The organism is Dolichospermum circinale AWQC131C (genome assembly GCF_000426905.1).
GTDB lineage: Bacteria > Cyanobacteriota > Cyanobacteriia > Cyanobacteriales > Nostocaceae > Dolichospermum > Dolichospermum circinale.
On the sequence record NZ_KE384592.1, the window covers coordinates 15,850 to 29,093 of the forward strand.

Sequence of the window (13,244 nt, forward strand, 5' to 3'; positions counted from 1 at the left end):
CTACTCCTGCTCCTGTGGTTGAGAGCGTACAATGAATTTGGTCTTAATTGGTAACTTAGCGTCAGCCAAGCGCATAGCTTCGCGGGCAATTTCTTCAGCAACGCCAGCGATTTCAAACATAATCCGGCCTGGTTTGACTACGGCTACCCAAAATTCTGGATTACCTTTACCAGAACCCATCCGGGTTTCAGCAGGACGCATGGTGATTGGTTTGTCTGGGAAAATCCGAATCCAGATTTTACCACCCCGGCGAATATAACGAGTCATTGCTCGACGTGAGGCCTCGATTTGCCGTGAGGTAATCCAAGATGGTTCTTGGGCTTGGAGTCCAAAGTCCCCAAAGTTGAGGGTACTGCCACGGCTGGCCAGACCTTCCATACGTCCGCGTTGTTGTTTGCGGAATTTAGTTCTTCTAGGACTTAACATGATTTGTCAGTTGTCGGTTGTCAGTTGTTAGGTAATAGGTAATAGGGAGATATTGATTTTTCTCTTGCCTCTTGCCTCTTGCCTCTTGACCATTACTAGGCTTCATTAGAGCGGTCTTCAAACTGTTGACGGCGACGTTGTTGTTGCCGGCGACGGGGTTCGCGTTCACGGTCTCCACGGTCACGGTCACGGTCACGGTCACGTTCTCTAGCTGGTTGGACGGGAGCCTGTTCTTGACCAGGAATAATTTCTCCTTTAAATACCCAAACCTTAATACCGAGAATCCCGTAAATTGTCTTAGCTGTGCAGCCAGAGTAGTCAATATCAGCACGCAAGGTATGGAGAGGAACTCTGCCTTCACGGGTCCACTCTGTCCGGGCAATTTCTGCACCGTTGAGGCGACCACCGACTTGGATTTTAATTCCTTGTACTCCTGCTCTTTGCGCCCGTTGAATTGCTTGACGGACAACTCGACGGAAGGAAACGCGACGTTCTAATTGTTGGGCAATGTATTCAGCAATTAGATAGGCATCAGCATCAACTCGTTGGATTTCGACTACGTTAATGCGAATTTGGCGATTACCACCCAATGCCCCTTGCAGTCCCAACCGTAATGATTCAATACCTTGACCACCACGACCTACAACCACACCTGGTCTGGCTGTCCGCACTTCTAGGTCAATTTGGTCGGCTTTGCGCTCGATTCTCACTTCGGAAATACCGGCGTTATTTTGCGCGTATCTACCTAGTTTTTGTTCAATGTATTGACGGAGTTTGTAGTCTTCTTGTAGAAGTTCTGGATAACGGTCAGGTTCTGCAAACCAACGGGATTGGTGTTCTTGTGTTATACCCAGTCGAAAGCCGACTGGATGAATTTTCTGTCCCACAAATGCTTCCTCTAAAATTTCTGACTGTACGCAATTTTCTTGTGCCTATATAGCTGTTTAGTCAGCAGTAGCGCTGGCGGAAACCGCAACAGTTATATGACAAGTTGGCTTACGAATTTGGTAAGCTCGACCTTGCGCTCTGGGTTGAAACCGTTTTAGCACTGGACCTTGATCAGCGTAGGCTTGACTAATTACCAAGTCACCCCGGTCTAGTCCAGCATTATGCTCGGCATTAGCTGCGGCACTTCTGAGAACTTTTAATATTGGTTCACAAGCACCATAGGGCATAAATTCGAGAATGATTAGTGCTTCTCGGTAGGAACGCCCGCGAATTTGATCAAGTACACGGCGCACCTTATAGGGAGAAATGCGTATATAACGGGCGATCGCTTTCACTTCAGTAGTATCAGTTGCCATAATTTATGCGATTATCTCCCTGATTTTTTGTCACTTTTGCCATGACCTCTGTAGGTACGAGTAGGAGCAAATTCTCCCAATTTATGACCTACCATTTGTTCATTGACAAATACAGGAACGTGCTGCCGTCCATTGTGAACGGCGATAGTATGACCTACCATCAAGGGTAAAATTGTCGAAGCTCTCGACCAGGTTTTAACCACTTGTTTTTCATTTTTTGCATTCAACTTCTCAATTTTTTTGAGGAGATGATCAGCAATAAAAGGACCTTTTTTTAAAGAACGACCCATAGTGCAATTTTGGATTTTGGATTTTGGATTTTCAATTTCTGAATTTTGGATTTTGGATAACTAAGCTGTCCCATATTAGGCTTCAAAAACTTTGAAAGCTTAAAAATAGACCCAATCTAAAATCCAAAATTTAAAATCTAAAATTCTAGGACTGACGACCACCACGTCCACGTTTAGAGGATTTGCGGCGACGACGGATAATTAGCTTAGTGCTGGCTTTTTTGCGCTTACGGGTCTTAGCACCTAATGTAGGTTTACCCCAAGGTGTTACAGGACCGGACCTACCGATAGGCGCTCTGCCCTCACCACCACCATGGGGGTGATCCACAGGGTTCATGACGCTACCTCTAACCTTGGGACGACGGCCTTTCCAGCGATTCCGTCCAGCTTTACCAGCACTCAGGTTTCTCGCGTCTGTATTACCGACTTGGCCAATGGTGGCGTAGCAGTCACGGCGAATTAAGCGGACTTCACCTGAAGGTAATTTCAAAGTTACATAGTTACCTTCTTTAGCGACAACTTGGGCTGTTGCACCAGCAGCACGGACGATTTGACCGCCCTTACCTGGAGTCATTTCCACGTTGTGAACATTACTACCCAGGGGGATATTTGACAGTGGCAAAGCATTACCATCTTCAATGGGAGAATCAGGTCCTGCAATCACTTTTGTGCCTACAGTCATGCCATTGGGTTGCAAAATGTAACGTTTTTCGCCGTCTTCGTACAATAACAAAGCGATCCGCGCATTCCGGTTAGGATCGTATTCAATGGCTGTAACTGTCGCAGGTATATTCCGCTTATCTCGCTTAAAGTCAATAATGCGGTAAAGTTGTTTGTGTCCGCCACCCCGACGACGGCTGGTTATCCGCCCTTGATTGTTCCGACCTTTGGGACGATGAACTGATTCAGTTAATGATTTTTCTGGCTCAGTTTTGGTAATTTCAGCAAAGTCGGAGATTGTAACTTGGCGAGTACTGGGGGTATAAGGGCGATAAGAACGAGTACCCATAGTTGAATTTTGAATTTTGGATTAATCAATTTTGGATTTTAGATTTTAGATTTTAGATTGTTTCTGATCTCAAATCTCTAATCTAAAATTTCTAGACTTCTGGGAAGAGAACTTTTCTAATTTTTTCTTCGTCCCCAGGAGCAACGGTGACAATAGCTCGCTTATATTGGGGCTTATAACCAATAAATCTACCTACACGTTTTTGCTTGCGTGGAGGAATAGCAGTATTGACTTTGACGACCTTAACTGCAAATAGGTCTTCAATGGCGGCTCTGATTTGTGGTTTGGTGGCCTTAGGAGTTACTTCAAATGTATATTTGTTTTGCTCCATGAGCATGGTCGCTTTTTCGGTAAGAATGGGGCGACGCACTAAATCGGGTAGGTCACGGGTAGCAACTAGCTTAGACACTGTAGACCTCCTGAATCTTGTCTATGGTTGATGATGTGACGATAATTTTGTCAGCATGGAGTAAGTCGTAAACGTTTAACTGGTTAGCAGGAATCAGTTTTAAGTTTTCAATGTTCCGGGCTGATAAAAGCACGTTTTCTGCAATTTCCGACAAAATCAACAGTGTTTTTTGTTCTGGTGCAGCGCCCCATCTAGCTAATGCGGCCACGAGTTCCTTTGTTTTAGGACGTTGTAACTCGTTGCTAAATTCCTCAACAATTATTAAGTCTTCAGCACGACTAATAAAGGCTGTCCGCAATGCCAAACGGCGTTCTTTGCGGTTCATTTGTAGGTTAAAGTCTCTGGGCTTAGGTCCAAAGATCACACCACCACCACGCCATAATGGTGAACGGATAGAACCTGCACGGGCGCGGCCTGTGCCTTTTTGCCGCCAGGGTTTACGACCACCACCACGAACTTCGGCACGAGTTTTAGTGCTGGCAGTTCCCTGGCGAGAATTGGTCATTTGTCTGACTAGGGCGCGGTGTACGATATGCGCCGCTGTTGTTTCTTTGGCAACTCGTAAGTCAAAGCTGGTTTCGCCAACTTGCTCTCCTTGCCAATTTTTAATTACACTCTCTACCATCTTTGTGTCCTTTGTCAGTTGCCCTTTGTCAGTTGTCAGTTGTCAGTTGTCTTTTTTTGCCAATGACCAATGACTAATGACCCATGACTATTTTTTACCAACTTTCTTTGCTGGGAGAACGTTCACTAAAGCTCCTGGTTTACCAGGAATAGCTCCCTTAATGATGATTAAGTTACGTTCTGTATCTACTCTTACTACTGTCAGTTTGCGAATTGTGACCCGAGTACCACCTAAACGTCCTGCCATCCTTTTACCAGGATAAACACGGCCTGGAGTTGTACCAGCCCCAATAGAACCTGGCGCTCTGTGGTTTTTAGAACCGTGGGACATAGGTCCACGACCGAAGTTGTTACGCTTCTGGTTGCCGGCAAAACCGCGACCGATACTTGTGCCAACTACATCTACAATTTCACCAGCACTAAAAATGTCTGCTTTAATTTCTTGACCTAAAGCATAATCACCAGCGCTATCAGTGCGATATTCATTCAAATGACGGACAGCCGGGGCAGATGATTTAGCCAAATGTCCCAACAATGGTCTGTTCAGTGCCTTGGGTTTAACTTCACCATAACCAACTTGAATGGCTGCATAACCGTCGGTCTGTTTTGTTTTAACTTGTGTAACGGTGCATGGACCTGCTTGGATGACGGTGACAGGAATAGATACTCCTTCTTCATCAAAGATTTGGGTCATGCCCAGCTTGGTGCCGAGAATACCTACAGACACAGTTACTGGTTCTCCTTCCTAATTTGACTAATGGAAATCGAATTGGAAGTTTTGTCACGGTTGCTTGAGGGTAAACTATACCTTCAGAAATTTGAACTGGTGTTAAGCAGTGCAAATTTTTGGCGCCGCAACAATTCTTGCCCTTTCTGTTTTAGTGAATTTGTTTATTTTCACTTACCTAATCTAATCACCATCACAGGAATAGTTTCCTACCCTATTGAGAAGGTGTTACTTCTACCTAATGCGAGGTTTGATTGCTTTGCGCTGTGTGCAGCAATGCTTTCGTCCAAGCAGTTGCTCTGGCACTCTACCGTTGTAGTGGGACTTAAGTGGTCATTGACCCTCAGTATCCGTTTCCTGACCATCAACATAATGCCATAAAACCAACATTATTGTTCAGGAACTACTTCTCTTAATAGTTTAAACTATTGTTTGAGGTCTGGCCTAATTTTTTAGGATTTACGGGAGTGATTTGCTGTGGGAGCTTAAATAAGATTTTGGCTCTTGGTTTGACCTGAAGCTTTTTTAGTTTAGCAGTCTCTGGTCTGAATCAGCTAATTTATTCTTCTGAGGGAACTAACTAGAATATCAGATAGTGGGACTGGCTGGTAACTCTAAAATAAGATGGCTATCTAATTTACTATTCGGTCACAATCTAACATTGTAAACCATTAATCATTTTTTGTCTAGTATTTTTTTTAGATATATTACAGGATGGCGATAGGGGGGTGATTTGGCCTAGATTTTAGTTTGAAATTCTCCAGGTTGCTGAAAATATGCAGTTTCATTTAACTTAATCTACTAGTAGAGAGTGAATAATAGAGATATCTGAGATGGGATAGGAAGAAAATCTATGGCCTTAATTACCACTGGTAACGGTTTCATCCGCAATTTGGAGAAGTTTGGTGCGTTGGGTGTTTATGTTCCCCTAGAAGGAGGCTATGAAGGTCGCTATTTGCGCCGTTTGCGGGCTGCTGGTTATGTTGGCCTGCATATTACTGCTAGAGGGTTAGGTGACGTGGCTGCGTATCTGACTCAGGTTCATGGTGTGAGACCGCCGCATTTGGGTAAAAAAAGCACTGGTAGTGGTGCTGCGGTGGGTGATGTATATTATTTACCACCAATACTCGATTCTCATTTAGCACAATTACCTCCTAAGTCTAAGGGGTTAGTATTGTGGATCATTGAGGGACATATTTTGTCTGATCAGGAAGTTGAGTATTTAATGGATTTACCCAAATTAGAACCAAGGGTTAAAGTAGTAATTGAGAGAGGTGGAGATCGCACTTTCCGCTGGAAACCTCTGGAAAAGACTCTGTTAGCTAGTTAGGTAGTCACTGGTCAGTGGTCAGTTGTCGTTTGACTGACTGCTGGCGGGGAAGAGTGACATCAAAACAATATAGTGAATCAGGGAAAATCAACCAAATCTTTCTAATTTGGCGTGAAGGTAATAAAGCGAAAATGAGACGTAAATCTTCTAACAATAGACCAACTAACACCCCTAAAGCCTCTATTTTTCAATCTCCGATTTTTAACTTCGCCAGCATTGCCATTTTTGGGGGGGTGCTGATTTTGGGAATTGGAATTGGGATTGCATTTAGTTCTACAACTACATTGAGTTCATCAAATGTGGCCTCCCGGGAGTTCATTGACACCAAAGCGCCAAATCCTGAGATTTGCGTCCAGTATGGAGCTAGTGCAATGGTGATGGATGCTAGATTATTTGTCACTCTTAATCCTTTTAATGTTTATGTTGCCCAGCCTAATATCCGTCCTGGATGTGTAATTCGTCAAAATAACTGGGCAATTTTGGAAAATAAAAAACTTGTGACTTCAGATCAGGTCAGGGAATGTAAAAATCGTTTGAATACCTTTGGCTTTACAGGGGACTTAAACAGTGAAAAGCCCGATATTAGATGTATATATCAAAATGAATCGGCTCAAAATTTCTTTTTATCTCAACCTGGGGCTGTGGGAACTCCTCAAGATACGGAAAGATTTTAAATATAGGGGTTAGGAGAAAGATTTTTCTTTCCCTTTTCCCCTTTTCTGCAAAGTTTAAGTTTCCTCTACCTACTTATCTACCTACTTATATTTAATCACGACCATTGATAGCAATAAGCAAACGTAAGATAAAAACAAATAAGTTGATGTAGGTGAGGTACATTGACAAAGCAGCCGGTAAATATTCATCATTGCGGTAAGTACGAGGCAAGATGTAAAAATCAACTACTGATGCTCCCGCAAAGAGAAATACACCTAAACCAGAGATACCGATTTCTAACCAACTGGGTGTGTAAACACCAAATAAGGCAAAGACAAATTGGAGAAGACAAACAAGCAATAAGGCAATAATGCCTAGATTGATAGTTTTTGTCAACGCCATTCCGTCTGCTTCCGAAAGGTTAGAACCGATTTTTCGGGCAACAATGAAGGTAAGACCACAACTAAGAGCAGCAATACCAATACCTTGAATACCTACTCCTTGGGTTTTCAAAGCCACAAAGACTAAGCCGCTGAGAGTGTAACCAGATAATAGACTATAAATACCTAACAGGGGTAAAGCTAGGGCTTTGTTACCTTTTGATGCTACATTTTGGGCAACAAAGAACAAAATTAATTCGAGAATTACTGCTCCCAAAAAAGTGGGAAAAAACAGTCCGGGATTAGTGCGGATAATACCTAAACCACCATAAGTTCCCAGGGCAGTTAGTACCAATCCACCACCGACGTAGGGGAGGGCGTTAGCAATGACATTTGGTCCAACAATTCCTTGATTTTCAGCTTTACGGAAAGCTTCAGGAAAATTACTTGTATTGCTCATATCTAAAAATTGAAACTGCTGATTTCTATTTTGACAAATTTTATAAATTTTTGGCTAGGGATTGGGCAAATTCGATCATGGGAATTTCTGTAGGTTGTTTTGGGAATTACAGCACTTCCCGGTATTATGAGGTATATATTTAGCGGGCAAGATGCCCGCACCACAAGAGTTTCATGGTTCAACTTTGTACTTCATCAGATCGGAAACCGCTGTATTTTTGTGGATTCAAGACTGGGGAGACATTGAAGGAAGGGGTGAATTGGGTAATAATGAGGGATTTTGGGGGGATTTTGAGGATTTAGGGCATTGTTTCTTGGGTATTAATTGCTGGTAAGAGGGAGGTCAGATGTGAGGTAATTTGACTGTAACGACGGGTAATGAGTAAAGAAGAACGACATTGAATGGCGAGTTGATCTGTGTATCTTCCTAGTGTTTGACGTTCAATTCCCCAGAGACGACTAGTACCAACAATAGTTAAATCAACATTTTTCGAGGCAGCAATTACGGTTCGCATTGGGTCTGGGGTGGTGACGGTGTTGATTTGAATGCGATCGCGGACACTCTTAGGTAATTGCCCGATCATGGCGTTAAGTTCATAACTTAGTTCCTCTGGGGTATGATGGCCTTTAAATACCTGTAAAACTTGTAAAATGCAAGTATCACGGTTAATGAGCATTCTCAAAGCGATAATCAGGGCTAAATCGTCATGAATGTTGGCGGAGTAGGGAACTAATAAACTTTCATTAGTTTCTCCACCTTTATCTACAAATACGGCTACGTCTACTGGTGTAGTGCTAAGAATTTGTCCAACTCTTCCTCCTAAACGATTGTTACTAAAAGCGGGACGATGCCAGCCAACGATAACTAAGTCGGACATGACAATTTTGGCGGCTATTTGTGCTGTTTCTCTGGCGACATTGCTAGATATCCGAACTATGGGATGGATATAGGAGCGTATTTCTGGTGGTTCTAGGGTAGCGATTAATTCTTCTAGTTTTTGACGACGTTCGGCTATGAGTCTATCGGCTTCGTTGGGGCTACTCTCAAAGCTATAGTCTTCTTCTAGTTCAATGAAACTGAGGGGATAAACTACGGCGGGTTGTCGGTTGTTGATGGCGATCGCTGCTGCTAATTGTAACAAACCTTTTTGGGTGTCGGGATTAGCTACTGGGACTAAAATCCGATATTGTAATGAATAGGGTTCACTAATTTCAATTTCTGGTGGGGTTTCTGGTGGGGTTTCTGGTGGAGTTTCTGCTTCTGGTTCAACAATATCTAATCTAATCAGGCGTTTGGGATATGTCCATTCTAGTAATGGCGAAGTCATGAATGTTGTCACCAAGGCCATAATTACTAACATGGTGAAAAGCAAGGGTGTAATTACTTTTAATTCTAACCCGATATTCAAGACGATTAACTCAGTTAAACCACGAGTATTCATTAACCAACCCAGGGCGGAAGATTCTCGTTTGTCAATGCCGCTGAACCTAGCTGCTACATAAGCACCAATATATTTACCGCCAATTGCTACTAATAAAATCAGGGCTGACAATAGCCATAATTTAGGACTGTTGAGTAAACCAATTTGGGTTTTTAAACCACTGTAGGCGAAAAATATTGGTAACAGAAAGATGAGAACAAAATCTTCAGTTTTGATGGCTAATTCTCTGACTAATTCCTCATCTTTGGGCATGACTGCGCCTAATAGGAATGCGCCAAAAATCAGATGAATACCGATAAATTCCGTAATTAATGCAGAGGAAACAACTCCCATATAAATTACAGCCAGAACCAATTGACTTAAGCGTCCAGTTCGATGATGATGTTTACTCAAACGTTTGAGAAACCAACGTCCAACGGTGAACATGAAGCCAATATAAACAATACTTTCAATAATAGTGAGAACTGCTTGTTGATCAATGCTACCATGACGAGCAAAGGCGATCGCTACTGCCAAAATACACCAAGCTGTGACATCATCTACTGCGGCGCAAGTTAAAGCCAATGTGCCTAAACGAGTTCCCTGTAAGTTATTTTCGGTAATAATTCGCGCCAAAACAGGAAAGGCCGTAATTGACATTGCTGCCCCTAAAAATAAAGCAAAAGGGGCAAAATTGACGTTACTACTGGAAACTAAAGGATACAGTACGAAAGATAATACAAATGCCGACGCGAAAGGAACAATAATACTGAAATTGGAAATAAGAATGGCAGTTTTTAAGTTACCACTCAGATATTTGGGATTTAATTCTAACCCAATTAAAAACATGAAAAATATTAGCCCTATTTGCGATAAAACGTGCAAATAAGGCATTGTTTCTAATGGAAATAGATGATGTGCTAGATCAGGAGCAATTAAACCAAATAATGATGGACCAAGTATAATCCCGGCGAATATTTCACCAATTACTAATGGTTGTTTAATTGCTTTAAATCCCAGTCCTACAAGTCTTGAGAGTCCAATAACAATTAGCACTTGAACTAGAACGAGAACAACTGTGTGCATAGTTTCTCCACTAACGATTACCAGATTGGACGCAGAGAATTTTTTATAACTGTGAATATTGTCAATATGATTAGATACAACATCTGGAGACCATTTTTATTGGTTTGAGATGTTAGTCATGGTTACTTTACCATCTTAATGGTTAATGCTAAAAATAACTAACTATCAATTTGGCGATTAAACCAGAAATAATTTGAGAATCAGCAATAATAAAACAAATCCAAGAAAATCTAGGATTTATAATTCTTGATTAAGAAATTATTTAATCCAAAAGTTCATCATATACAATTTACGCAAAAAACCAGAAAACCGGGGGTAATTAATGAATTACCCATAAGCAATAATTAGGTTTAGGTCTAGGACACACTGGCTATCAGTAATATTCTGGATATTTATCATGTAATAAATGCTGTCAGTTACGTGAGTATTGGCTGCCAGAATCAAGTTAAAATATGGACTTTGATAATGATTTTCCAGTAAATGTACCACATATCTGGAAGGATCGGCTAGAATTTCATGTCTCAAGAAGGAGAATATAGTTCAAATAAGACGAAAACTGGCATTAGTCGGGGATTCTCAAGGAGAAAATTTATTTTTATAGTCAAAAAACTTGTAAATATTGCGTTAATTTTTGTTAAGATTGAATACGGCTTTAGTTTTGCCCCTTTTCCTACCCAAGAGACACTTCATGCTACGACTAGAACATATCAGTAAAATTTATCCTACAGGCGAAGTTCTTAAAGATATCAACTGGGAAGTCAAACCAGGAGATCGTATTGGTTTAGTTGGTGTTAATGGTGCGGGAAAATCTACCCAATTGAAAATCATCTCTGGGGAGATTGAACCTACTGCTGGGGAAATTATTCGTCCGGCTAGTTTACATATAGCTTATCTTAACCAAGAGTTTGAGGTTGATCCCACTCGCACAGTTAGGGAGGAGTTTTGGACTGTATTTAAAGAAGCTAACGAGGTGCAGTTGGCTTTGTCTCACATACCTCGTGAGATGGAAACTGCTGATCCAGAAGAGTTAGATGAATTAATTCACAAATTAGACAGGTTGCAGCGGCAATTTGAAGCTTTGGACGGATATAACTTAGACTCCCGTATTGGTAAGATATTACCAGAAATGGGTTTTCAATTGGAAGATGGCGATCGCCTAGTGAGTGCTTTTTCTGGCGGTTGGCAAATGCGGATGAGTTTAGGTAAAATTCTCCTCCAAAAACCCGATTTGTTACTGTTGGACGAACCGACAAACCACTTAGATTTAGAAACTATTGAATGGTTAGAAAATTACCTCAGAGGTTTAATTACCCCGATGGTGATAGTTTCCCATGACCGGGAATTTCTGGATCGTCTTTGTAACCAAATTGTGGAAACTGAACGGGGCGTTTCTAGTTCTTACCTGGGTAATTACTCATCATACTTACAACAAAAAGCTGAAAATCAATCGGCACAGTTGAACGCTTATGAACGTCAACAAAAAGAATTAGAAAAACAACAAGCATTTGTAGATAAATTCCGCGCTAGTGCTACCCGCAGTACCCAGGCGAAAAGTAGAGAAAAGCAACTAGATAAAATTGAACGCATCGAAGCGCCTATAGGGGGAGTCAGAACCCTACATTTCCGTTTTCCTGATGCTGTTCGTAGCGGTAGAGAAGTGGTAGAAATTAAGGACTTAACCCATATTTATGGGGATAAAATTCTATTTTTATCGGCAAATCTGTTAGTAGAAAGAGGAGATAGAATAGCGTTTCTAGGTCCTAATGGTGCGGGTAAATCCACACTTTTGAAAATGATTATGGGTGTGGAAAAACCCACAGAAGGGATTGTTAAATTAGGAGATCACAACGTTATTCCTGGTTACTTTGAACAAAACCAAGCGGAAGCGTTAGATCTAAATAAAACTGTCATGGAAACCATTCATGATGAAGTTCCCGAATGGACAAATGAAGAAGTTCGCACACTGTTAGGAAGATTCTTATTTACTGGTGATACTGTATTTAAGAAAGTTGGGGCATTAAGTGGAGGTGAAAAAGCTCGGTTAGCATTAGCAAAAATGCTATTATGTCCAGCGAATTTAATCATTTTAGATGAGCCTACCAATCACTTAGATATTCCAGCGAAGGAAATGATGGAAGAGGCTTTACAAAATTATGATGGTACAGCCCTTGTAGTTTCCCATGACCGTTATTTTATTTCCCAAGTAGCTAACAAAATTGTGGAAATTCGTGATGGTGAATTTCGAGTTTATTTAGGGGATTATCACTATTACCTAGATAAGAAAGCCGAAGAAAAAGAATTAGCAGAATTGGCAGCAGCAGAAGCAGAAAAAGCCGCGAAAAAAGCGGCAAAAGCTGCTAAAGCTGGGGCAAAACGAAAGTAGGTAATATCGGTAGATGGGTGACTGATTGTGATTCTGGCTTTCTTTCACCTGTTTTTTAACTAGCAATTTACATTAAATAGATGAGTTATGAAGTGCAAATCTAGCTAGGAATATATGATGCAAACAACTTACTTTAAAGCATTTTACTTTTGAAGATTACCTAGTCTACGACGATGGTAAGTTTAAAAATTTGATCAATTTGTTTCCTATATTCAGTTGAAAGTACACACGGAAGCAAATAATTGTTTTGCTGTTAGTTGCAAGTTGGAAAAGATTATTAAGTAATAAATTCATTAACTGTGATTAGTTTTACGGTTGATTGTACCATTATTATGTTTCTTGCTGATTAAATAAAGATTATTCTGGTGGTTGGAAATCGGATCTACATAAATAAAACCCACCTGCATAGATTAAAATTAGGAGATTATTCTGGCGATTGAAAACTGCAATTTCTTACTTATTTGGCAATCAGGTTAGATTAATACATTAAACTTTCCCAACCTTTTTCACGGACTAAATGCAGTAATTTAACAGCCGCGCCTGTAGGTCGTTTTTGCCCAATTTCCCATTTTTGAACAGTTGATGAACTGATGTTTAAAATAGCAGCAAACACAGATTGGCTTACATTAAATGATTCACGAAGTTGCTTAATTTGTTGAGGTTCTAGCGGTTCAATTGGAGGTAAACACAAGCTATCAAATTCGCGTATAGTCAATAATCAAAACTATCTATCCAAACCAAA

Annotated in this window: 14 protein-coding genes; 3 read left to right on the forward strand and 11 right to left on the reverse strand. The window is 41.1% G+C overall.

The genetic code is table 11. From position 1 onward, the window contains the following. From rplP to rplC, 8 genes are all read right to left on the reverse strand, one after another. On the reverse strand, window positions 1-426 hold the full coding sequence (gene rplP, locus ACIR131C_RS0103150; protein ID WP_028085254.1) for a 50S ribosomal protein L16: 426 nt from the start codon (window positions 424-426) through the stop codon (window positions 1-3). 95 nt (window positions 427-521) lie between these two features. Continuing rightward, window positions 522-1,313, reverse strand: coding sequence for a 30S ribosomal protein S3 (gene rpsC / locus ACIR131C_RS0103155; protein ID WP_028089027.1), 792 nt, complete (start codon window positions 1,311-1,313; stop codon window positions 522-524). 57 nt (window positions 1,314-1,370) lie between these two features. Then, window positions 1,371-1,730, reverse strand: a complete 360-nt coding sequence (gene rplV / locus ACIR131C_RS0103160) for a 50S ribosomal protein L22 (RefSeq protein WP_028089028.1) — start codon at window positions 1,728-1,730, stop codon at window positions 1,371-1,373. Between the two features lie 11 nt (window positions 1,731-1,741). Then, the gene (gene rpsS / locus ACIR131C_RS0103165) at window positions 1,742-2,020 is read right to left on the reverse strand and encodes a 30S ribosomal protein S19 (protein WP_028085257.1); all 279 of its coding nucleotides are present in this window, start codon (window positions 2,018-2,020) and stop codon (window positions 1,742-1,744) included. Window positions 2,021-2,165: 145 nt separating this feature from the next. Then, window positions 2,166-3,029, reverse strand: coding sequence for a 50S ribosomal protein L2 (rplB, locus tag ACIR131C_RS0103170; RefSeq protein ID WP_028085258.1), 864 nt, complete (start codon window positions 3,027-3,029; stop codon window positions 2,166-2,168). A 91-nt stretch (window positions 3,030-3,120) separates the two neighbouring features. Next, the gene (locus ACIR131C_RS0103175; protein WP_028089029.1) at window positions 3,121-3,438 is read right to left on the reverse strand and encodes a 50S ribosomal protein L23; all 318 of its coding nucleotides are present in this window, start codon (window positions 3,436-3,438) and stop codon (window positions 3,121-3,123) included. Next, on the reverse strand, window positions 3,431-4,063 hold the full coding sequence (gene rplD, locus ACIR131C_RS0103180; RefSeq protein ID WP_028089030.1) for a 50S ribosomal protein L4: 633 nt from the start codon (window positions 4,061-4,063) through the stop codon (window positions 3,431-3,433). The genes ACIR131C_RS0103175 and rplD overlap by 8 nt, the downstream gene beginning before the upstream one ends. 87 nt (window positions 4,064-4,150) lie before the next feature. Further along, window positions 4,151-4,789 (reverse strand): 50S ribosomal protein L3, encoded by a 639-nt coding sequence (gene rplC, locus ACIR131C_RS0103185; RefSeq protein WP_028085261.1) that lies wholly within the window; start codon window positions 4,787-4,789, stop codon window positions 4,151-4,153. Window positions 4,790-5,642: 853 nt separating this feature from the next. Here rplC and ndhN point away from each other — a divergent pair. After that, window positions 5,643-6,119, forward strand: coding sequence for an NAD(P)H-quinone oxidoreductase subunit N (gene ndhN / locus ACIR131C_RS0103190; protein WP_028085262.1), 477 nt, complete (start codon window positions 5,643-5,645; stop codon window positions 6,117-6,119). A gap of 131 nt (window positions 6,120-6,250) precedes the next feature. Further along, window positions 6,251-6,793 (forward strand): DUF3172 domain-containing protein, encoded by a 543-nt coding sequence (locus ACIR131C_RS0103195; protein WP_028089031.1) that lies wholly within the window; start codon window positions 6,251-6,253, stop codon window positions 6,791-6,793. A gap of 91 nt (window positions 6,794-6,884) precedes the next feature. Here the strand turns inward: ACIR131C_RS0103195 and ACIR131C_RS0103200 are convergent, their stop codons facing one another. Together ACIR131C_RS0103200 and ACIR131C_RS0103210 are read right to left on the reverse strand one after the other, a co-directional pair. After that, window positions 6,885-7,613 (reverse strand): Bax inhibitor-1/YccA family protein, encoded by a 729-nt coding sequence (locus ACIR131C_RS0103200; protein ID WP_028089032.1) that lies wholly within the window; start codon window positions 7,611-7,613, stop codon window positions 6,885-6,887. A 298-nt stretch (window positions 7,614-7,911) separates the two neighbouring features. After that, window positions 7,912-10,119: a cation:proton antiporter gene (locus tag ACIR131C_RS0103210; RefSeq protein ID WP_028089034.1), complete on the reverse strand. Its 2,208-nt coding sequence runs from the start codon at window positions 10,117-10,119 to the stop codon at window positions 7,912-7,914. Window positions 10,120-10,807: 688 nt separating this feature from the next. On the opposite strand from ACIR131C_RS0103210, the gene ACIR131C_RS0103220 reads away from it, so the two are divergent. After that, complete coding sequence (locus ACIR131C_RS0103220; RefSeq protein WP_028089036.1) at window positions 10,808-12,502, forward strand: ABC-F family ATP-binding cassette domain-containing protein; 1,695 nt, start codon at window positions 10,808-10,810, stop codon at window positions 12,500-12,502. Window positions 12,503-12,980: 478 nt separating this feature from the next. Here the strand turns inward: ACIR131C_RS0103220 and ACIR131C_RS21790 are convergent, their stop codons facing one another. After that, the gene (locus ACIR131C_RS21790) at window positions 12,981-13,217 is read right to left on the reverse strand and encodes a helix-turn-helix domain-containing protein (RefSeq protein WP_051347482.1); all 237 of its coding nucleotides are present in this window, start codon (window positions 13,215-13,217) and stop codon (window positions 12,981-12,983) included. Window positions 13,218-13,244: the final 27 nt, after the last annotated feature.